Annotated in this window: 17 protein-coding genes; 8 read left to right on the top strand and 9 right to left on the bottom strand. The window is 59.6% G+C overall.

Annotated features, from left to right (window positions below; genetic code table 11):
• Window positions 1-8: 8 nt before the first annotated feature.
• From AC13QY_RS27080 to AC13QY_RS27045, 8 genes are all read right to left on the bottom strand, one after another.
• Window positions 9-926: a LysR substrate-binding domain-containing protein gene (locus AC13QY_RS27080; RefSeq protein WP_269245647.1), complete on the bottom strand. Its 918-nt coding sequence runs from the start codon at window positions 924-926 to the stop codon at window positions 9-11.
• Between the two features lie 15 nt (window positions 927-941).
• Window positions 942-1940: a P1 family peptidase gene (locus AC13QY_RS27075; protein WP_488494280.1), complete on the bottom strand. Its 999-nt coding sequence runs from the start codon at window positions 1938-1940 to the stop codon at window positions 942-944.
• Between the two features lie 263 nt (window positions 1941-2203).
• Complete coding sequence (locus tag AC13QY_RS27070) at window positions 2204-2398, bottom strand: hypothetical protein (RefSeq protein ID WP_488494279.1); 195 nt, start codon at window positions 2396-2398, stop codon at window positions 2204-2206.
• 510 nt (window positions 2399-2908) lie between these two features.
• Window positions 2909-5836, bottom strand: coding sequence for an aminotransferase (locus tag AC13QY_RS27065; RefSeq protein WP_488494278.1), 2928 nt, complete (start codon window positions 5834-5836; stop codon window positions 2909-2911).
• Between the two features lie 134 nt (window positions 5837-5970).
• Entirely contained in the window at window positions 5971-6522 is a 552-nt protein-coding gene (locus AC13QY_RS27060) for a hypothetical protein (protein ID WP_488494277.1), read from the bottom strand.
• Between the two features lie 99 nt (window positions 6523-6621).
• Window positions 6622-7506: a formyltetrahydrofolate deformylase gene (purU, locus tag AC13QY_RS27055; protein WP_145323378.1), complete on the bottom strand. Its 885-nt coding sequence runs from the start codon at window positions 7504-7506 to the stop codon at window positions 6622-6624.
• A gap of 154 nt (window positions 7507-7660) precedes the next feature.
• Entirely contained in the window at window positions 7661-8896 is a 1236-nt protein-coding gene (locus tag AC13QY_RS27050; protein ID WP_112722803.1) for a hypothetical protein, read from the bottom strand.
• 88 nt (window positions 8897-8984) lie between these two features.
• Window positions 8985-10064: a glycoside hydrolase family 5 protein gene (locus AC13QY_RS27045; RefSeq protein WP_488494335.1), complete on the bottom strand. Its 1080-nt coding sequence runs from the start codon at window positions 10062-10064 to the stop codon at window positions 8985-8987.
• 194 nt (window positions 10065-10258) lie between these two features.
• Here AC13QY_RS27045 and AC13QY_RS27040 point away from each other — a divergent pair, with 194 nt between their 5' ends.
• Complete coding sequence (locus tag AC13QY_RS27040) at window positions 10259-11935, top strand: GumC family protein (RefSeq protein WP_488494276.1); 1677 nt, start codon at window positions 10259-10261, stop codon at window positions 11933-11935.
• A gap of 215 nt (window positions 11936-12150) precedes the next feature.
• Entirely contained in the window at window positions 12151-14136 is a 1986-nt protein-coding gene (locus AC13QY_RS27035; RefSeq protein ID WP_113390821.1) for a polysaccharide biosynthesis protein, read from the top strand.
• A 68-nt stretch (window positions 14137-14204) separates the two neighbouring features.
• On the opposite strand, the gene AC13QY_RS27030 is transcribed toward AC13QY_RS27035, so the two are convergent.
• Window positions 14205-15065, bottom strand: coding sequence for a glycosyltransferase family 25 protein (locus tag AC13QY_RS27030; protein ID WP_269245525.1), 861 nt, complete (start codon window positions 15063-15065; stop codon window positions 14205-14207).
• 248 nt (window positions 15066-15313) lie between these two features.
• Here AC13QY_RS27030 and AC13QY_RS27025 point away from each other — a divergent pair, with 248 nt between their 5' ends.
• From AC13QY_RS27025 to AC13QY_RS27000, 6 genes are all read left to right on the top strand, one after another.
• A complete protein-coding gene (locus AC13QY_RS27025; RefSeq protein WP_269245526.1) occupies window positions 15314-15646 on the top strand; it encodes a hypothetical protein in 333 nt (110 codons plus the stop codon).
• A gap of 192 nt (window positions 15647-15838) precedes the next feature.
• Entirely contained in the window at window positions 15839-16996 is a 1158-nt protein-coding gene (locus tag AC13QY_RS27020; protein ID WP_113329834.1) for a Gfo/Idh/MocA family protein, read from the top strand.
• A gap of 13 nt (window positions 16997-17009) precedes the next feature.
• A complete protein-coding gene (locus AC13QY_RS27015) occupies window positions 17010-17897 on the top strand; it encodes a carbohydrate ABC transporter permease (protein WP_113329835.1) in 888 nt (295 codons plus the stop codon).
• Window positions 17894-18751, top strand: a complete 858-nt coding sequence (locus AC13QY_RS27010) for a carbohydrate ABC transporter permease (protein WP_112722798.1) — start codon at window positions 17894-17896, stop codon at window positions 18749-18751. The genes AC13QY_RS27015 and AC13QY_RS27010 overlap by 4 nt, the downstream gene beginning before the upstream one ends.
• Before the next feature lie 36 nt (window positions 18752-18787).
• On the top strand, window positions 18788-20017 hold the full coding sequence (locus AC13QY_RS27005; protein ID WP_113329836.1) for an ABC transporter substrate-binding protein: 1230 nt from the start codon (window positions 18788-18790) through the stop codon (window positions 20015-20017).
• Between the two features lie 84 nt (window positions 20018-20101).
• On the top strand, window positions 20102-21235 hold the full coding sequence (locus AC13QY_RS27000; RefSeq protein ID WP_269245527.1) for an ABC transporter ATP-binding protein: 1134 nt from the start codon (window positions 20102-20104) through the stop codon (window positions 21233-21235).
• Window positions 21236-21337: the final 102 nt, after the last annotated feature.

Here is a 21337-nt window from a genome sequence, read left to right as displayed (position 1 = left end):
CGTTTCGTTCAATCATGCCTCCTCCTGGCGGAAAGTTGCTGATGCATGAAGCGTTCGATGAAATCGAGTAGCTTGCCGGCGGCGAAGGAGAGCTGGCGATCGGGCGCGACGCAGAGATCGACCGGCGTCCGCACCCCCATGCCGCCCGCCACGGGCCGTGCGACGAGCTGCCCCGCCTCGATCTCCCTTTGAACGGTGAGTGCCGGCAGCATGGTGATTGCCGCGCCGCGCAGCACCAGCTCCTTCTGCATTTCAAGCGAGCCGGTCTCAAAGACTGGATCGAGCCTCAGCCCCTCCTGCTCGAACAGTGCGTCGAAGGCCTGTCTTGCGCCGAAGGAGCGATCGGGGACGGCAAGCGCGTGGGCCGAGAGTTCCGCAAGTGTGATCTCGCTGGCGGCAGCAAGCGGATGAGAGGCGGCAGCGATCACGTCATAGACGAGCTCGGAACGCAGGCGCACCTTTGTGCCGGAAAGCGGCGGAGCAAACAGCGTCACCGCAATATCGGCCTCGGCATTATTGACGGCTTCGATGGCGCCGCGGGCGCTGGTAATGGTCACTTCGAAACGTAGGCCGGGATAGCGCAGGCTGAATTCGGCCAGCGCCGGAGCAAGGATATTGGCGACGGACGCGCCATTGGCAAAGATGCTGACGGTCCCGCGCTGCAGGCCCTTCAGGTCTTCGATCAACTGGTGAACATGGTCGAGCTCGCGCAGCGTCCGGCCGGCGCGTTCCGCCAGCAATTCGCCAGCCGCCGTCAATTTGATGCCGCGGGCACTTCGCTCGACCAGCTGCGTGCCGAAATGATATTCGAGATTCTCGATCTGGCGGCTGATGGCCGTCGGCGCCACGTTCAGGTTTTCAGCCGCCTGGCGCATCGAATTGGTGCGCACCAGCTCGTCGAAATAGATCAGCGCGCGGATCTGCATGCGCGGGAGCTCCCGTTAGATGGCGGACTTGGCGAAGCGATCCCGCCACGCCACTTGCCCGCCTTCGACCGGCAGCGCCGTCGCTTCGTAGACGCCGCGGGCGATGGCGCGCGCCATGATAATGGTGGCGAGGTGGCAGAGCTCCATGAAACCAGGCATATCGTCGCGCGCATGCCTGCCGGTGGAAGCGGCAAATACGGTATCGCCGTCGAGCGGCAGATGCGTCGGTAAAAGCGCACGCGCAAAGCCGTCGTGAGCGCAGATGGAGAGGCGATGCGCCTCAGCCTTAGTCAGCTGAGCGTCGGTGACGACGACGCCGATGGTCGTGGCGGTGATGTTGGTGCCCTTCAGCCGCAGGCGTGAATCGACCACCTGCGGCATGCCGAGACCGCCAAATTCGTCATTCTGCTCGAAGGGAGCCGCCCAGAAATGCGGGCCGTCGCCGATGGTGGCGGAACCAAGCGCATTGACGGCGACGATGGCGGCGATTCTGTATCCCCTGCTGCTGACGACGCTTGCCGAGCCGAGGCCGCCCTTGACCGTTGCCGTCGTGGCACCGGTGCCGGCGCCGACGCTTCCAAGCGCAAACGGCCCTTTATTTGCAGCCTTGAAGGCGGCATATCCCATGTCGCGATAGGGCGAGTGCAGCCCCCAATCCTTGTTGCCGCCGTTGATGAGATCAAACAGGATCGCCTGCGGCACGATTGGCACCAGTGCACTTCCGACTGTCAGGCCCCGGCCGATCTCCCGCAAGCCTGCTTGCACCCCACCTGCCGCATCGAGCCCGAAGGCCGAGCCGCCTGAGAGCACGAGACCATCCACAGCACCGACCGTCATTGCAGGATCCAGCAATGCGGTATCCCGCCCACCCGGCGCGCCGCCGAGAACGGTGCAGGAGGCGATAGCCGGCTCATCGAAGACGATGGCAGTGACGCCGGAGCCGAGCGTAAGGTCGGTGGAGTGACCGACAGCGACGCCTTCGACATCGGTCAGGAGATTGAGGAGGTCAGCCAATGAAAAATCCTTCGCCGTTTACAACGCGAGGTCGCCATGGCGATAGGATCGTAAAGACGGGGAAAAGACAAGATGGGTTTGTTCAACCCGAGCGGTCCGGGACCGGAGGCTTTGGAGCTTCGGCGTTTCACGGGGGAGCCGGCGCAAGCTTCCTTCGCAGGAAGCGACACGATGGCCTCAAATAAAAAAGCCCCCACCCTGATTCTATCAAAGGGTGAGGGGCTGGGGACGGGAATGAGTAAAAGCGCAGGTGATCCGACCCATCAAACATGGATCGGTTTTGCCTGCTGGCGGGAAAGAAGGTCGCGGATCGCAAGCTTCACTTCGTCCGTATTTCTGAAATGCTGCTCGTCCAGATCATGGACATGATATTTTACAGCGATGAACTTGAGCCGATCCTGATCGGGAACGACGATGCCGACGGGGACGCCGGCGTATTCGATGACTTGCTTCTTCATAAATAGACTCCCTCTGCGCAAGCACAGCGCAGACATGGCGAATTGACTGTTTGATTCCGGTAAGGAGGACGAACGTCACATTCGACAGCACGGGCGGGAGAGCGCGCCCGAGCGGTCATTGCCAAGCACGGACCGCCTAGGGATCGAAGCAATGACTTTTCTATTCAGCATGTCACTTCCTCAATTGGCGTTGTACTTGTTAGGGGCCCCGTTAGGGGGCACCGCGATCGATGTACTATTATCCACTACATTAGTAGATAATAGCGATTGCATCCTCAGAAACATATTCCGAAAGATGTCAAAATGTCGACGATCGGGAAAATAAAATTCCGAGTCTTGCGGGTTGCAGGGAAGGTTGTCTTAAAACCTTCGGATTGCTACCCGTGTCGGTACGGCTCGCCGATCACCGAGCAACAGATAGGAACTGGCGCGAGATTCGACAATGCCCCGGCAGCATTAAAATTCACGCGCCGCTAAAACACCTCAATGGTTAATGGCGTGACGAGAACGTCAAAATCTATCCTCAAGCACCTTTTCCAGGGCCTTCACGAAGAAATCGGCGCTCTCGGCTGCGAGGCATAGCGGCGGCTTGATCTTCAACACATTCAAGTGATCGCCGGTCGGCTGCATGATGACCCCGAGATCGAGCAGGTGCTCGCAGATCGCAGCCGTTTCTTCGGTCGCCGGCGTCAGGCTTTCGCGGTCGCGCACGAATTCCACGCCGAGATAAAGCCCCGTGCCATGCACGGCGCCGATCAACGGGAATCGATCCATGAGAGCGATCAGCCCGGCCTTCAGCCGGTCACCGATGACGCGGGCATTTTCCTGCAGATTTTCATCCTTGAGGATATCGAGAACGGTGAGACCGGCGACGCAGCTCACCGGGCTGCCGCCGGCGGAGGAGAAGAAATAGCCTTCCTTTTCCAGCGATTCGGCGATCTCGCGGCGGGTGATGACGGCGCCGAGCGGATGGCCGTTCCCCATGCCCTTGGCGATGGTGATGATGTCGGGCGTGACACCCTGCGTTTCGAAGCCCCAAAAATGCTCGCCGAGACGGCCGTAGCCCACCTGCACTTCATCGGCGATGCAAAGGCCGCCGCGTTGGCGCACTGCGTCATAAACGCCTGCGAGATAGCCATGCGGCAGCGCGATGCCGCCGGCATTGCCATAGACCGGTTCGGCGATGAAGCCGGCAAGGCCGTCGCCCTTTTCGTCGATCGCCCGCAGTTTCGCCATGACGTCGCCGAGATAATGCGGAGCAGAATCCTGGCCGCGGAACGGCCCGCGATAGGTATTCGGTGAGAGGACGGGGTGCACCCAATCCGGCCGTGTCGTCAGCGCCTGCGGATTGTCGGCAATCGAGGTGGAGACGGCGTCACTCGCAACCGTCCAGCCGTGATAGGCCTCCAGCAGGCAGAGCATGTTTCTCTTGGCCGTGTGCGTCCAGGCAAGGCGGATCGCCAGATCGTTGGCTTCCGAGCCGCTATTGACGAGGAAGACGCTGTCCAGTCCCTCAGGTGCCAGCGTCACCAGCCGCTCGGAGAATTCGGCAACGGCGGCATAATGGAAGCGGGAGTTGGTATTGAGGCGAGACCATTGCTGGGCGATCGCTGCCGTCAGGCGCGGATGGGCGTGGCCGAGCGTCGTGACGTTGTTGACCATATCGAGGTAGCAGCGCCCTTGCGTGTCGAACAGGAATTCGCGCCAGCCGCGCTCGATCTGTGGCGGGAATTCGTAATAGTGCTTCTGCGGCTTGGCGAAACGGGCATTGCGCAGTGACAGCAGCGCGGAAGCGTCCGGCCGCGGCGCCTCACAGGCCGGGTTCAAAAGAGCGGCGGGCGAGGGGGAGACGGCCGACCACCCCTCTGCCTGATCCGCCGTCGCAAAAAGCGGCGGCACAAGGCCGGGCACGCGGCAAAGCTGAATGCGCAATCCTCCAATTGCCGAGCCCTCGCTGCCGATCGTTCCTATTGTCGCGCCTTGCTCGATAGCCGCTCCGTCCTCGAGAGCACTTTCGATACCGTCGAGATGCAGGCTGATTTCTTCACCGACCAGCACGAAATGCTGGCCCTGCCGTTGCAGAAGGCCAGGGAAGGGAGCCGCAACCGTCGCGCCAGCCGGCAGGCAGATATCGCAATGCAGGGCGAAATTCTGTGGCTGCCTCATGTTAAGCGGCGCAGCAAGGGAGAGGCGGAATTCGCCGTAGCGGGTCGCCGCAGCCCCGGAAGCGATTGCCGTCTGGGCAAGCAGCCGCCAGTCCATATCAGGCTTCTGCCAGTTGCCGTCCGTGAAGTCAGGCCCGGTGGCGGAAAGATCGATGGCGGCAATCTGCGAGGAGTCGATGTCGGGTAGCAGCGGCGACCAGCCGTCAGTCACGACTGGGGCGACATCAAAACCGATCGTCCGCAGGATCGCCGCTTCCATCACATCCGGCTGCGCCTCGGTTGCGACATCGAAGATTTCGCGCTCGAAATCGAGATTGCCGCGCACATAGTCGTTGTCGGGGTCGATAGCGAGCTGCTGTTCGGTGCTGGCGGTGAGGATGACGGCCCGCGCGACGATCAGCGGCCACAGGGCTTTGGCTTCGACTTCCTCCAGTGGATAGATCGCATGATAGGCACTGATTGCCGGAAGGATGTGGAAGGGGTTGCCGCCTGCATGATGTAGCAGCGACGCACAGGTGACAGCAAGATCGCCGACCAGCCAGCCCTGGATGATATCGCCGAAGTCGATGACGCCATCGGGCACGAGCTGTCCGCGCGCATCGGGATGGCTGACGACATTGTCGTCGGTGACATCATGATGCACCGGCTGAACACGCAATTGGCTCGCGAGCGGCTGGATGCGCTTGACGGCGGCGACCATTGCCTTGGCGATGCGGTCGCGCGCCTCGTGATCGGTTATGGCCGACAGCAGCTGCACGGCAACGGGTCCTGCCCGTCGCAGGTCCCATTGAAGGCTGCGGTGCAGGCCGGGATGATCGAAATCGGCAAGATCGCGTGCAAGCCTAGCCGAAAGCGCGCCGAGCCCGGCCACGGAGGTCTGCGGCAGGTAGTTGCGCCGCGTCAGTGTCTGGCCGGGGAGAAAGCGGAGCAGCCGGACGAGGTAATCCTGCTCGCGGAGAGTGATGGCGAGGATATCGCGGCCATTCAGTGAGGGGATGACCTCGGGCACGCGCGGCGCATCCGGCTTGGCGTGCAGATGGCGGATCGCGGCATTCTGCGCCTCGAGCTCGACCAGCTCGTATTCGGCCCGGCAGATCTTCAGCACATAGGCGTTCTCGCCGGCATCGATGCGATAGTTGCGGTCCTGCTGGCTGCCGAGCTCGGTCAGTGTTCCGCTCAGACCGTAATGCGTCTGCAGGATCTCGGCCGCCTCCTCCGGTGTAACGTCCGGTCTCGGCAGTTGCATACGGTTCACGAGCGTGGCGTCGGCCATGGCATCCCCCGGATGGTTCATTCGCATCGACACTAAACCATTCCATCCTAAAGAAAATTACCCAAAACAGATAGGGTAGTCGAGCAGCGAGGAGGAAGATAGGCCGAAGAATGCAGCCGGCTAGGCATAACAGCCTATTCGACCTCGATGGAATAGCTGCAACCGGCTAGCGTCTTGCCCGGATGGGTGTCGACAGTGGAGACATTCAGCGAGATGCGCGTTTCCAGTACGGTGTCCGAATTTTCCTGCTGGTCCTTGCGCGACAGGACGACCTTCTCGCCGAGAAACTTGTTCGGCTGGTCGACGGAAGCTGTGACGCCAAGCTGCTTGGCGAGCGGATGCGGATCCGCCTCGTCAAGCACGGCAAGTGGCCCGGTGGAGGCGAAGGCGATCCTGTTCGTCTGCCGCCCGAAAACGATCATAGGCATCGAAAGCTGGAATTCGCGCAACAACGGATTATCCGACGGCAGCTCGCTGATGCCGAATTGTTTCATGGCCGTGGCGCGTTCCGGTCCGGTCAGCCACAGAGCGAAATTGTTGTAGCTTGGCACGTCATAGGTCGTGCATTCGATCAATTTGGCAAGATCGATCTTGGAAGGGTCCTGTTCTGCCGTTTGGGCATGGGATGCCGGCGCAAATAGCAGGAGCATCGGCAGCAGCAGCGCGCCGTTGCGGTAGAATGACATGTCCTCTCCTCGATCTCCGGACGATTCGATACCGGTGATATCAAATCGCGTGTCGGAGCGAAAAGGGAAAGAAGCCAGCCGAAATCGCGTGCTTGCGCCTCACCCCATGCGCTCGGAGGCATAGGATCCCGGGCTTGCCGGGAAGACGACGGTGCGGTTGCCGTTGAGGAAAGTGCGATAGTGGATATGCGCATGGATGGCGCGCGCCAGCACCTGGCTTTCCACATCGCGGCCGATCGAGACATAGTCCTCGGCCGACTGCGCATGCGTGATGCGCGCCGTGTCCTGCTCGATGATCGGACCCTCGTCGAGATCGGCCGTCACATAATGCGCCGTCGCCCCAATCAGCTTCACCCCACGCTCATAGGCCTGCTTGTAGGGGTTCGCTCCCTTGAAGGACGGCAGGAAGGAATGGTGGATGTTGATGATGCGGCCCGACATCTTTCGGCAGAGCGCATCCGACAGAACCTGCATGTAGCGGGCGAGCACGACGAGCTCGGTGCCGGTCTGCTCGACGATCTCGAGCAGCTGCGCTTCGGCCTGCGGCTTGTTGTCCTTCGTCACCTTGATGTGGTGGAAGGGGATGTCATGATTGACGACCACCTTCTGGTAATCGAAATGGTTGGAGACGACGCCGACGATGTCGATCGGCAATGCGCCGATCTTCCAGCGATAGAGCAGGTCGTTCAGGCAATGGCCGAAGCGCGAGACCATGAGCAGCACCTTCATGCGCTTCTTCTCGTCATGGATCTCGGCATCCATGGCGAACTTCTCGGCGATCGGCTTGAAGCCTTCGACGAGCGCTGCCTGGCCCACCCCTTCCTCGGAGATGAAGGAGACGCGCATGAAGAACTTGCCGGTATCGAGATCGTCGAACTGGCTGGAATCGACGATGTTGCAGCCCTGCCCGGCCAGATAGTTCGAGATCGCCGCAACGATCCCACGCGTCGATTGGCACGTCACTGTCAATACATAGCTCGTCATGTCTTTATCTCTTCTATCCCGAGGATGTCCGCCTGCTTAGATGAAATCGGAGGTCTGGGAAATACCTCCCCCCAGCCATGTTTCGACGGATATTTAGGCAGGATGACGGGCAAAAAGTCGTTCCCGTTGCGTCTTCGAACGGCGTATCCCCGCCTCAGCCGCCGGTTGCCAGCGAAAGCTTTTGCGGTGGTTTCGCCAGACTTCCCTCGTTGAATTTCAGGAATCCCACAAGAAGCCAGACCAGTCCGGCCGTCTTCATGGAGAAGATGGCTGTGGAGCCGATCATCAGATTGAGGAACAGGAAGAGGGAAAGCGCATGGCCAAGGCGTCGCTGATTGACCGTTTCGCCGCCCGGATAGAGCGAGGCGTAGAGCCAGAACAGAATCAGGCCGAAGATGGTGGCGCCATAGATGATGTAGACATATCCGCTGTCGAAAAAGATGCCGACCTGATCGAGCTGCAGCCCGATCGTGCTCTGCAGGTCCATGCCGAGGAAGGCTTTGACCGTGCCATTGATGCGCCCGACGAAATTATCGCCCGTCACGCTCGGCTCGAGCGCGTGAATGACGAAGCCGACAACGATGATGCCGGGCATCGTCAGCAGGTCGAGCGTCTTCGGGAGCCATGGATAGATGAAATAGCCCGCAACGCAGATGAGGCTGAAGATCAGCATCGTGCGTGTGTCGTTCGTCAGCAGGATCAGCACGACCGTCGAGAAAAACAGCAGCCGGTCCAGCAAACCGAGACGATTGGAGAAGCTGATCAGATACAGCACCATCACACCGCAGAAATTGGCAAGCGAGACCTGCTCCAGGAAGATGGAGGACGATCGGTGGTCGATCAGGCCGAAAGAGAACCGGCCCTCGAATCCAAGCGCGCCGCGAAACAGGCCGATATCGCTATAGGTCGCCGGCGGCACCCCACGCGTATTCTGGAAATATTCGGCCGGATGGAACAGCGCGACATATTCCTTGACCGACACGATTTCCAGGACAAGCACGGCAAGCACGATGAAGCATGAAATCTTGAAGGCAAGCTTGACGGTGCGCTCGTTGGCAAGCCGCCCCATGATCGAAAAAGCGAAGATGATCATCACGTTGCGGAGATGATCGATATAGGCCTGCTTGTTGATGGCGATGACGAAAACCGTCAGCACGATGGTCAGCAGCAGATAAAGGAGCGGTGCTATGTCCTCTTCATATATGCCTTTCGTCAGCAGGTAGGTGAAGGCGGCGACCTGCAGCAGCACCTCGGACAGCACGACGGAGCTCGGCGTCAGCGGTGTGATATTGTGATTGATGAAGGCAAGGATGCAGTTATAGCAGACCGCCAGCAGCGAAATCGTGAGAATGACGAAATTGATCGGCTGCTTTTCGCCTGAACGTTGCATCAGATATCCGGAGTGGTGACGTCTTCACTGGCGGCGGCAGCATATCAGGCCGATGATTCGCGACAAAGAGCCGGCTGCCCGTCACTGATCATTTCGCCGGCTTGACCAACGCGCATGAGGCTGCCAGCGACACTTTTCGATTGAGCCCCTCGGTAAGAACCTTCATCTGCGGCTTGTCGCGGCCGTTGTGTGGCTGGACGTTGAGCGGCTCCTCCGGCGGCCACCAGTCGCCGGCGGCCCAATAGGTCCAGCCGAGCCACACGTCGCTGTTGGCGTTCATGATGTCGAGAACCTGTTTGAGACCGTCGAGGCAACCATCATTGGCGGCGACGCCGAATTCACCGAGGAATCCGCGCTTCCCGTTCTTGCGCAGCCAGTCGGTAACGTCGTTCATGCCCTTCACGGCTTTGTCGGTGCCGTCGCAGACCGGGTGCGTGCCCGAACTGTCCGAATCCAGATATTGGTGGAATTCGAAGGCGTAGAAATCGATCGGGTCCTTGACGCCGAGCATGACCGTGCCATTGGCGCTGCCGCCCAGAACGTCGGCCGACCAGCTATGCGCCCCCGTCCAGTTCGTGCCGGGCACGAGAATGAGATTGCGCGCGCCGATGGTTCGGATGCTGCGGATGGCGATGTTGGCAAGTTCGAGCCAATCGGGAGCCTTGATATCGTGGGGCTCGTTCATCAGGCCGAAGGCGACGCCCTTTCGATTGGAGAACTCCACCGCAAGCCGCGCCCAGAAATCGCCGAAAGCAAGATCGGTCGCGGGAGCCTGCTTGAGCTGCGTCTTGTCGTAATAGGCGTAATTGTGGGGATCGAGAACGACTGTCATTCCATGCTTCTGGATGAGATCGACGGCATCCTTCAGCCGCTGCAGTTCGTCATCATCGAGAGGTGCTCCGAGCACGGGCTGCAGCCGTTCCCATCGGAAGGGAAGGCGGATTGTATTCATGCCTTTTTCCGCGAAATAGCGCACGGTCTGTTCGGACGGATATGTGTAATTTACATTCACGACCCCGCCGCGCTCGCCATATTCCGCACCGGACAGATTGACGCCGCGATAGCATAGTTGCTGCGCCGCAAGGGGGCTCTCCGCCTGCGCCGTGAAAGCGAGCATGATCGTGGCGGCCAGCAGGCGTCGCAGAGTTTTCGTCATCGATGCGGTCATTGCATGGCCCTGCCTTCCGTGCGCGTGTGGCTTTTCATAGGGATAATGGTGTTGAGCAATGATGAAGGGATGGATCATGCGCGCGCGTGCCACGCGATTTCCTGAGAGCGTCCTTAATGTTCCGTTAGCCAAACGTTTCTAAACTTCCGGCACCTGCTGCGTGGAATGCGTCTGCGGAGCATTGAAAGTCTGCCATGAGCTCAATGGAACGAAGCAAGAGATCGGACCGACTTGCGGGTTGGCGCGATACCGAGCCGTCTGACATACGGCGCGACGGTATGCGCTTGCGCAGTCCTGTCTTGCGCCCTCGGGATTTCGTCGCCGCTGCTGAGCCCATGGCACATTCCGAAGAGCTTGAGGCGCCCATTCCGGATGCCGCCGTTCCGCAAAGTCCGCCGAAGCGATCCGATGTTGAGGAGCCGGTGGCCCCCCGCTCCGTTTCCGAGCCGGTTGTCACCGCTGCGGTGCCTACTGTCGAGCAGGTTGCTGTTGTACCGGCATCTGTCGCTGCTCCGACGGCATCGATACCGGCGGCAAAATTGCCTTTGCTTGATCTTCGATCGGCCATCGCTTCGATCTGGGCGAAGAAGTTCGTTGTTCTTGCCCTGGCAGGCGCCGGCGCCGTTCTGGGCGGAGCGGTCATTCCCCTTATTCCGCAGAAATTCACCGCCGAGACCAGCCTCTATTTCGACCCTCGGCCGGTCGGAGGCTCCGATTCCGCCCAGCAGGCGCCGACGCCACCGGAATTGATCACGACGATGATCGACAGCCAGACGCAGATCCTGTCTTCCGGCAAGGTGCTAGGGCGCGTCGTCGATGCGCTGAAACTCGATCAGGATCCGAAATTCAATGGTGGCGCCACTGGCGAGGCGGCAAAATATGTGGCCACCGCCGCCTTGGCGAAAGCCGTGCAGATCGCCCGCGAATCCAGCACCTACGTCGTCAATGCCAAGGTGACGACGAGCGATCCTCAAAAATCGGCCGAGATCGCCAACCAGCTTGTGACCTCCTTCATGGAGGAAGAGAGCAAGGCGGCTGCGAGCACCTACAAGAACAGCAATACGGCGCTCGATTCCCGCCTGGAGGATCTGCGCCAGCAGGTACTGTCAGCCGAAAAGGCCGTCGAAACCTATCGCGCCGACAACGACATGGTGGCCGTCGAGGGCAATCTGATCTCCGACAAACGTCTGACCGCTCTGAACGACCTATTGGTAACGGCCCAGCAGAAAACGATCGAGGCAAGAGCCCGCGCGGACGCTGCCGGCAAGCTCAGCTTTGAAGATGTGGTCTCCAACAATCCGTCCGCAGGGGTGACATCGACGGCATTGAGCAGCCTGCGGCAGCAATATGCGACGATGGCCGCCAATGTCGGCAGCCTTCAAAGCCAGCTCGGCGCCCGCCATCCGCGCCTGCTCGCCGCGAAATCGTCGCTGGATAGCCTCGCCGCCGAAATCCGCGCGGAGCTGCAGCGGCAGATGACCTCGGCCCGCGCCGATTATGAGCAGGCACAGAAGGCCGAGCAGGATATCGCCAAGGAACTGGCAGTACAGAAGGCCTCGCAGGTCAATACCTCAGGCAAGCTTGTCGGCCTGAACGAACTGCAGCGCAAGGCGACCGCGGCTCGCAATCTCTATGAATCACTGCTGAAACGGTCCGGTCAGGCGAACGATGCCCAGGACCTCTCGCAGAGCAATATCCGCGTGATCTCGGAGGCGGAACCGCCACTGAAGGCGGATGGGCCGAGCCGCAAGGTGATGATGGTGGCCGGGCTGATCGCCGGCGCAATCTTTGGTGCCGGTCTTGGCATGGCGTTTGCCGTTCTCCTCGGCCTGTTTCGGCATCCCGTCATCCGCGGCTATTTCGGCAAGTGACCATCGTCTTACCCTTTCGCATCGGCTGCCTTTTTCAGCATTGAGGATGCAATTGCGCGCCGACTGTTCTAAATGTAAATCGGCGCTGGGGATGATTGGGTCTTGCTAATGGAAGCGCGATACGGTCATTAAGCGTTGTGCGATACTTTGTGAGACAATCTATGCGAGAAAAGCGGTGCGTTGCTCCGATGACTGGCGCCAGGGAAAGCTGATCGATGGTGCCCGCGGATAAACTCGTTCTGCCGTTTCTGGCGTTGCCGCGCTCCACCAAGCGCGCGCTTGCGCTGCTGGTCGATGCCAGCTTGTGTGTGCTGACGGTCTGGTTTGCCTATTGTCTTCGCCTTGACGATTGGGTCATCCTCGAAGGCGTCGAGTGGCTGCCGGCGATCGTCTCCCTTCTGCTCGCCATTCCGATCTTCATCGTCCTCGGCCTTTACCGCGCCATCTTCCGCTATGCCGGCCTTTCGGCGTTCGTGACGGTCGTCAAGGCGGTGGCGATCTATGCGCTCGCCTTCATGACGATCTTTACCGCCATCAGCGTGCCGGGCGTGCCGCGCACCGTCGGCATATTGCAGCCCTTGCTGCTGCTGATCGCGATCGGCCTGTCGCGCATGTGGACACGCTACTGGCTTGGCAACGCCTATCAGCGCCTTCTCAATCGCAATCAGCTTGCCAAGGTGCTGGTCTACGGTGCCGGTGCTTCAGGGCGTCAGCTTGCGGGCGCGCTTGCCAACAGCGCGGAGCTGAACGTCGTCGGCTATCTCGACGACGATCGCAACCTGCATGGCAGCATTATGGGCGGGCTGCCGATCTACGATCCGGCCGATCTGCCGGCGCTCGTAGTCTCAGGCGAGATCAAGGGCGTCTTGCTCGCCCTGCCGAATGCCACGCGACAGCGGCGCAACGAAATCCTCGAAGACATGCGCAAAGCTCGCGTCACCGTACGGACCATGCCAGATCTGACGGCGCTCGCGCAGGGCCGCGTCGCGGTTTCGGATCTGCGCGAGCTTGATATCGAGGATCTGCTCGGCCGCAACGTTATCGCTCCCGATCGCGGTCTGATCGAGAAGAACATTCGCGGCAAGGTCGTCATGGTCACCGGTGCCGGCGGCTCGATCGGCAGCGAACTCTGCCGCCAGATCCTGAAGAACGGTCCGTCCTCTCTGTTGCTGATCGAACAGAGCGAGTTCGCCCTTTATGCCATTCATGGCGAGCTGGAGAAGGCGGCCGCCTCCGCCGGCCACGCTGCCGATGTGCGCATCATTCCCTTCCTGGCTTCCGTCCGCGATGGCCAGCGGATCAGACAGATCATGCAGGCCTGGCGGCCGAAGACCGTCTATCATGCCGCTGCGTACAAGCATGTGCCGCTCGTCGAATACAATCCCGTCGAAGGCATTCGCAACAATGTGCAGGGAACGCAGATAGCGGCCGAAGCTGCGCGCGATCATGGTGTCGAAAATTTCGTCCTCATCAGCACCGACAAGGCCGTGCGTCCGACCAACATCATGGGCGCCAGCAAGCGGTTGGCGGAAATGGTGCTGCAGGCGATGGATGCAGATCGCAAGCCTGGCACCGACAGTACCAATTTCGCCATGGTGCGTTTCGGCAACGTGCTCGGCTCATCCGGTTCGGTCGTGCCGCTTTTTCGCCAGCAGATCCGCGACGGCGGCCCGATCACGCTGACGCATCCCGATATCACCCGCTATTTCATGACCATTCCCGAGGCGTCGCAGCTTGTGATCCAGGCGGGCGCGATGTCGGGCGGCGGCGATGTCTTCCTGCTCGACATGGGCGAACCGGTACGCATTGCCGATCTCGCGCGGCGAATGGTGGAATTGTCCGGTCTGACCGTGCGGGACCAGGACGAGCCGGATGGTGATATCGAGCTTGAAATCACCGGCCTTCGACCGGGCGAGAAGCTTTTTGAGGAACTGTTGATCGGCGACAACCCGCAGCCGACCAGCCATCCGCGCATCATGCAGGCCAAGGAGGATTTCCTGCCCTGGCCGGAGCTGTCGAGGCGGCTCGCCGCGCTCGAGGCGGCACTGGATGAAAACGACATTCCCTTGGCGAAAGCCCTGCTGCAAAAGCTCGTTTCTGGCTATGCGCCGAGCAGCGAAGTGGTTGATCTGGTCTATCGCGAGCGCGAGACGGATCTGACGGTCGATCAGCCGAACCTTGATAACGTTGCACAGCTATAGGCGCGTGTCCTGTCACGACACCGGCGTCTTTTAATGCTTTCGGGTTTGGCCTCGCAGCTTTGCCGCAGCTACTGCTTCATCGCGATGGCGTAGTACCAGCGGCGCACTTGATCGCAGGTGCGGAACCAATGTGCCGTGAGCCGCAACAGGGGATGCCGCTTTACCGCGCGGTAATGCACGCGTTTGCCGATCGTGGTGTGGGCGCGATGCGGGCTGAAATCGACCAGGTTTTCAAAGGTCGTGAATGTCTCGACGCCGGTTGACCAGCCGCGTTCCAAGGCGACGTCGTAGGGAAGAAGCATGGGCTTCAGCGTCGTCAGCAGCTTCTTGGCCGCCTTGCGGTTGACGATATAACAGGCAGCCGATCCCTGCGGACCATGCATGCAGCGGCCGACGACATCGTTTTCGCTGGTTTCGCAGATCGGCTTGAAGCCGACAAGGCGATGATTGACGAGCTTGACGAGACGCGCCCCCTGGACGCTTTCCATCGCTGCGATTGCACGCGGGATAAGCTTCTCGTTGAGCTCGACGTCGTCTTCCATGATGATCGCCATCTTGTCGCCGCTTGCGACGAATTGCTCCAGCGCAATCAGATGGCTGCGGTAGCATCCGTACTCTCCCGGCAGGAGCTTGCGGCCGTTGTGATAGATGAACGAATGCGGATAAAAATCGACGCGGTCTGCCTCCGCGACGACACGTCCGTCGACGGCAGGAACGCGCGTGATATGCAGATCATATTCGACGGCCTGGTTGCACAGTCGTTCCCAGCGATCACGCGAGCGATCAAGATTGATGACATAAATGGAAACCTGCTGAGCGGCATCGTCAGCAATCTCCGGGTCAACAAGAGGCGGGATACGATTAATCTGTTCGAGAATGACTGTTACTCCTTCAAACAGAAATCGCGCCGACAACAACCAGGATGACAATTTTCATACTATATAACATGCTTATGACTTGTCGCAAATCGCTTGCACACGCCTGCATTGTATTTGCAGATAAAAGCATTTTTTTTGGTGTAACGTAGCGTGAATGGCCCGCGTCGGCGATGCGGAAACCATCCCGTGCGCATGATTTTGATCGGGGAACCCGTTGGCGCATGACCCCAGCCCCATTATATCTGTGATATGCGGTGTGTGGTCGTTGCGCTCGCATTTGTAAAGGAGCGTAGCAGTATATGTGGATCAAGTCGAAAATCGCCATTGCTGCCCTGTCCCTTGCGGTCTTGATGCCGGCGGCCGCACTTGCCGACAATCCGCTCCTCCCCAAGCCATATGTAGCTCCCGTCTATCCTTACAAGGACCTTCCGGGAGTTACTGCGCCGAAAATGGCTGATGACGAGAAGTTTCAATGTCGCACCGCCACCGTGTACGCCGATTATTTTCACGAAGGTCCGTTCTACCGCGGCTTGCCGCGCCTCGGTTACGTTTGCGATCGGAATGGCGTCATTTCCAGCAGCACCAGAAAGCCGAACTACCAATATTGGCAATATAACGGGCCGGATAGATAAGTCGTAGGCATTCTGCCGAATTAAGCAGCAGCGCAATCAAGGCGAGCGTGGCTTCATGTTCGCGTCGGTAGGTTTTGTTGGTGGTCTGAAAATAAATTTCATGTTTTTGGTTAAATGCGCGAACGTCGTTGACGAATGCGAAAATTTGCCCCAAGGTTACGAAAATAAATTACGTAATGGGAACATAAAAGCATGCGCGTTGGAATCATTGGGCTGGGATTCCGCCTAGGCTATCTGGGCTATGTCTTCAAGGCGATCGACGAGAGCTTCGAGATTGCAGGATATGTCGATCCGGAACCCGCGGGCCTGCCTGGTTTGCTCGAACGGGGCATCTCAGCCGGAAAGGCCTATGCAACACCCCAGGATCTGATTGCCAACGAAAAGATCGACCTCTTGATGATCGGTTCGCCGAACCACATGCATCTCGATCACATCCGCATCGGCCTCGAGGCCGGCCTCAAGATTTTCTGCGAAAAGCCGATCGTCACGACCATCAAGGACAGTATCGAGCTTGCCCGCCTCATGGCGAAATTCGGTCATGAGCGCCTGAATGTCGGCCTCGTACTGCGCTATTCGCCGATGTACCGCGATCTCCTGGCTGCCCAGGCCGAGGGGAAGCTTGGCCATGTCGTTTCCATCGAGGCTGCCGAGCATATCGAACCCTATCACGGCGCCTTCTTCATGCGTGACTGGCGCCGATACGAACATTATTCCGGCAGTTTCATGTTGGAAAAATGCTGCCACGATCTCGATCTCTATAATGGCGTGGTTGGCGCGCGGCCGGAGCGGGTCGCAAGCTTTGGCGGCCGCAAGAGCTTCATTCCGGAAAACGATCCCGCGCGGGAAGGCATCAACGATCTCGAGCTCTTCCATCGCAAGCCGAGCGGTTGGATGGGGTCTGACAAGGTCTTCGACAGTGACGGCGACATCATAGACTATCAGGTCGCGATCATTGAGTATGCCAATGGTGTCGGCATGAACTTCCACACCAATCTCAACGTGCCTGACCAGTTCCGCCGTTTCGCCATCATGGGCTCGCGCGGCATGGCCGAGGGCGATTTCATCCGCGGTTATTTCAATGTCCATGAGATGCTGACCGGCAGGAAGGTGATCGAGAAGACCTACGCGGCCACCACGCTTTCGCAGCACTATGGCGCCGACGAACAGATGGCCGCGGATATTATCGCGCACGTCAAGACGGGCCTGCATCTGCCGGTGTCGACCCAGAATGCGCTGGAAGCCGGCATTCTCGCGCTCTCGATGGACGAGGCCCGCATGAAGAAGACCGTCGTCGATCTCCGGCCGATCTGGGACGAGTTCGACGAAGCGCTTCATTCAAGAGCCGCCTAGGGAGGGGCGCAGGATGGGTGTTCAACGCGGCACGGTCATCTTCGCCTGGCTCCTTCTTTTTCCGGCTCTCCTTTACGTCACCGTCATCGTCGCCTATCCGCTGGTCGACACCATAATCCTGTCCTTCACCGATGCATCGTTGAAGAAGGTGACGAATTGGGTCGGTTTCGAGAACTACGCGAAGATCTTCAACGACACTTTCGCAGGCGTCATCGTCCGGACTTTCATCTGGACGTTCTTCTCCGTGTCGATCAAAATGATCATCGGCACGCTGGGCGCGGCGCTGTTGAATTCCGCTGTTCCGGGCCGCGCGCTTTTCCGCGTCTTGACCATGCCGCCCTGGGTTGTGCCGATGGCGATCGGCATCTTCATGTGGGGCTGGATGTATAATGGCCAGTTCGGCATGATTTCGGGCATGCTGCAGCGTTTCGGCATCGTCGACAGCCCGGTGGCGTTCCTCGCCTATGGCAGCACGGCCTTCTGGGCGACGATCATTACCGACGTCTGGATCGGCGTGCCGATGGTCACTCTTTATATGCTGGCGGCCATGCAGGCGATCCCGCATGATCTCTACGAAGCTGCCTGGACGGATGGCGCCGGCCGCTTCTATCGCTTCCGCCGCATCACCCTGCCGCTGCTGGTGCCGTCGCTGGTCACCATGTCGATGTTGTCGCTGATCGCCACTTTCAATTCCTTCGATATCATCTGGATCCTGACGCGCGGCGGCCCGAACGGCGAGACGACGACGATGATCATCGACACCTATCGCACTGCGATCGGATCTTACAAATATGGTGAAGGCGCTGCCCGCGCGGTGCTGATCTGCATCTTCCTGTCGATCTTCTGCCTTGCCTATTTCCGCCTGACCAGCCGCTTTTCCACGGGAGCAAAGCAGCGATGAGCCAGCCCGCCATGATCAATCGCTACAAGTGGTACGAACTCATCGGCATCTATGCCGGGATCCTCCTGTTCCTGACCTTCGTGCTGGCGCCCTTCGTCGAGGGGTTCCTGGTCTCGCTGAAGCCGCTCAGCCAGCTTTTCTCGTCGCCCTATCGGTTCATTCCCGAAAATGGTTCCTTTGCAGCCTATCGCACGATGTGGACCAGCGTGCCCGGTTTCGGCTGGTATATCTTCAATTCCTTCCTGATTTCCGGTGTGAGCACTGTCATCGTGCTGATTCTCGTCGTGCCGGCCGCCTATGCCTTCGCTCGTTTCGAGTTCCGAGGTTCTGGCCTGCTGCTCGGCGCCTTCCTGGCAGTCAACATGTTTTCCGGTGCCGTACTGCTGATCCCGCTGTTCCGGCTCATGCGCTCTTTCGGCTTTTTGAACACCTATCTTGCCATGATCGTACCGGGTGTCGCTTTCCTCATTCCCTCTGGGATTTGGTTGCTGCGCACCTATATGATGCGCATTCCGAAGGAACTCGACGAAGCGGCCTTTGTCGATGGAGCAAGCCATTTCTATACGCTGCGCCGCGTCATCCTGCCGATCGCCATGCCGGGCATCACCGTCGTCGCCATTACCACTTTCATCGGTTCCTACGCGCAGCAGTTCATCTATGCGCTCACCTTCAATTCGAAGACGGAATACATGCCGCTGCCAGTTGGGCTTTTTGCCTATTTTGGCCGGCAGGAGGTCGTCTGGAACGAACTCATGGCCGCAAGTTTCGTCGGCATCGCGCCGGCTCTGGTCGTGATCTTCTTCCTGCAACGGTATCTCGTCAGCGGTTTGACCGCTGGCGCGGTGAAGCAATAAAATCAATCAACCACCAGAGAGAACGGGAGCTTAAACGTGACATTCCATTTCAAGACGGGGCTTCTCGCCCTTGCTTTGCTCGGCTCCACCGTGCTTGGCGCCGTAAACGCCCAGGCCGCCGACAAGGAAATCAGCTGGATCTATTGCGGCGACAGCATCGATCCGATCCATGTGAAGTACATCAAGCAGTGGGAAGACAAGAATCCGGGCTGGGCCGTCAAGCCTGAGGTCGTCGGTTGGGAGCAGTGCCAGGACAAGGCAACCACGCTCGCCGCAGCCGGCACGCCGGTTGCCATGGCTTATGTCGGCTCGCGCACGCTGAAGCAGTTCGCTGACAACGACCTGATCGTTCCGATTCCGATGACGGACGAAGAGAAGAAGGCTTATTATCCGGGCATCGTTGGGACGGTTACCTTCGATGGGCAGCAGTGGGGCACACCGATCGCCTTCTCGACAAAGGCGCTCTACTGGAACAAGGATCTCTTCAAGAAGGCAGGTCTTGATCCGGAAAAGCCGCCGACCACCTGGGCTGAAGAAATCGCCGACGCCAAGGCGATCAAGGAAAAGACCGGCATTCCGGGCTATGGCCTCTCGGCCAAGACCTTCGATAACACCATGCACCAGTTCCTGCATTGGGTTTACACCAACAACGGCAAGGTCATCGACGGCGATAAGATCGTTCTCGATAGCCCCGAGGTTCTGGCAGCTCTCCAGGCCTACAAGGACATCACGCCCTACTCGGTCGAAGGGCCGACCGCTTACGAACAGAACGAAATGCGCGCCATCTTCCTCGATGGCAAGGTCGGCATGATCCAGGCCGGCTCCGGTGCCGCCGCTCGTCTGAAGGAAACAAAGATCAATTGGGGCGTGGCACCGCTGCCGCTCGGTCCTTCGGCCAAGGGTCAGGGCACGCTGCTCATCACCGACAGCCTTGCCGTCTTCAAGGGCAGCGGCGTTGAGGACAAGGCGATCGAATTCGCCAAGTTCATCACGTCTCCCGGCCCGCAGGGAGAATACGAACTCCAGGGCGGCGCAGGCCTCACACCACTGCGCCCGTCTCCGATGGTTGACGAGTTCGTCAAGAAGGATGCTTCCTGGAAGCCGTTCATCGACGGCATCGCCTATGGTGGTCCCGAGCCGCTCTTCAAGGACTACAAGGGCTTCCAGAACGTGATGATCTCCATGGTCCAGTCGGTCGTCACCGGTCAGGCTCAGCCGGCAGATGCGCTGAAGAAGGCCGCTGCCGATCTCGAGCAGTACAAGTAAGCCTGCAAGTCACCGGGCCGCGCGCAATGCGCGCGGCCTTTGGAGCCCTGCCCGCCCCATGGCGGCGCCGCGCGGAGACAGAGTTTGGGAAAGCTGCACCTTAATCAGGTCAAAAAATCTTACGGTCATTTTGAGGTCATCAAGGGCGTCGAGCTCGACGTCAATGACGGTGAGTTCATCGTCTTCGTCGGCCCGTCCGGCTGCGGCAAGTCGACCCTGCTGCGCATGATTGCCGGCCTCGACGATGTGACCAGCGGCGACATCAAGATCGATGGCGCCCGCGTCAATGATCTGCCGCCCGTCAAGCGCGGCATCGCCATGGTCTTCCAGTCCTATGCTCTCTATCCGCATATGTCGGTGTTCGAAAACATCGCCTTCCCGCTGCGGGTGGAGAAGATGGCGGAGGACAAACTCAAGGCCAAGGTCGAGAATGCTGCGCGTATCCTGCACCTCGATAAACGCCTTCAGGAAAAGCCGGGTCAGCTGTCCGGCGGTCAGCGCCAGCGTGTCGCCATCGGCCGTGCGATCGTGCGCGAGCCGAAGATCTTCCTCTTTGACGAGCCACTGTCCAACCTCGATGCTGCGTTGCGTGCCGATATGCGCATCGAGCTCGCCAAGCTGCACCGCCAGTTGCAGGCAACCATGATCTACGTGACGCATGATCAGGTTGAGGCTATGACCATGGCCGACCGCATCGTTGTGCTGAACGCCGGCGAGATATCGCAGGTCGGTGCGCCGCTGGAGCTTTATCACAAGCCGGCAAATACCTTCGTTGCCCGCTTCATCGGCAATCCGAAGATGAATTTTCTGCCCGTCATTTGCACAGGCGTCAGCGATGCGGGTGTGGAGGTGGAGTATAAGGGGCAGAAGGTGCTGCTGCCCGTCACGCCGCGTCCAGGCTTTGCCGGCAAGGCATTGACCCTCGGCATCCGGCCGGAGCATGTCCAGCTTGGCGATGGTGATCTGACCCTCACGATCGTACCGACGGTCGTGGAGCGGCTCGGCGCCCAAACGGTCGCCTATGCCACGGCTGATGGCATCGACGAGAATTTCTGTGCGACGCTGCCCGGCAGCGCCGCCATCCGCATGGACGCACCCCTGAAGACTGGTATCCGCCTCGGCGATTGCCATCTCTTCGATGAAAACGGCCAGGCTTTCGAGCGGCGGGTGGAACTGACCGAAATCGACATGGACTTGCTGAACCAGGCTGCTTCCTGACGGAGAGGTGATTGCTGGCTATCCTCGCCCTTCGACAAGCTCAGGGTGAGGATGGGGTAAACCTGGTCCTCGATACGGCTTACCGTTCTTGGGCTACAGCGC

It is taken from the genome of Martinezella sp. CNPSo 3795, assembly GCF_057784475.1.
This window is presented reverse-complemented; position numbering and strand designations above follow the sequence as displayed.

Excerpts from the sequence above, each read along its gene's own strand:
- AC13QY_RS27080 (WP_269245647.1), bottom strand. The coding sequence starts at position 926 with ATGCAGATCCGCGCGCTGATCTATTTCGACGAGCTGGTGCGCACCAAT.
- AC13QY_RS27070 (WP_488494279.1), bottom strand. The coding sequence starts at position 2,398 with ATGAAGAAGCAAGTCATCGAATACGCCGGCGTCCCCGTCGGCATCGTC.
- AC13QY_RS27065 (WP_488494278.1), bottom strand. The coding sequence starts at position 5,836 with ATGGCCGACGCCACGCTCGTGAACCGTATGCAACTGCCGAGACCGGAC.
- AC13QY_RS27060 (WP_488494277.1), bottom strand. The coding sequence starts at position 6,522 with ATGTCATTCTACCGCAACGGCGCGCTGCTGCTGCCGATGCTCCTGCTA.
- purU (WP_145323378.1), bottom strand. The coding sequence starts at position 7,506 with ATGACGAGCTATGTATTGACAGTGACGTGCCAATCGACGCGTGGGATC.
- AC13QY_RS27050 (WP_112722803.1), bottom strand. The coding sequence starts at position 8,896 with ATGCAACGTTCAGGCGAAAAGCAGCCGATCAATTTCGTCATTCTCACG.
- AC13QY_RS27045 (WP_488494335.1), bottom strand. The coding sequence starts at position 10,064 with ATGACCGCATCGATGACGAAAACTCTGCGACGCCTGCTGGCCGCCACG.
- AC13QY_RS27040 (WP_488494276.1), top strand. The coding sequence starts at position 10,259 with ATGAGCTCAATGGAACGAAGCAAGAGATCGGACCGACTTGCGGGTTGG.
- AC13QY_RS27035 (WP_113390821.1), top strand. The coding sequence starts at position 12,151 with ATGGTGCCCGCGGATAAACTCGTTCTGCCGTTTCTGGCGTTGCCGCGC.
- AC13QY_RS27025 (WP_269245526.1), top strand. The coding sequence starts at position 15,314 with ATGTGGATCAAGTCGAAAATCGCCATTGCTGCCCTGTCCCTTGCGGTC.
- AC13QY_RS27020 (WP_113329834.1), top strand. The coding sequence starts at position 15,839 with ATGCGCGTTGGAATCATTGGGCTGGGATTCCGCCTAGGCTATCTGGGC.
- AC13QY_RS27015 (WP_113329835.1), top strand. The coding sequence starts at position 17,010 with ATGGGTGTTCAACGCGGCACGGTCATCTTCGCCTGGCTCCTTCTTTTT.
- AC13QY_RS27010 (WP_112722798.1), top strand. The coding sequence starts at position 17,894 with ATGAGCCAGCCCGCCATGATCAATCGCTACAAGTGGTACGAACTCATC.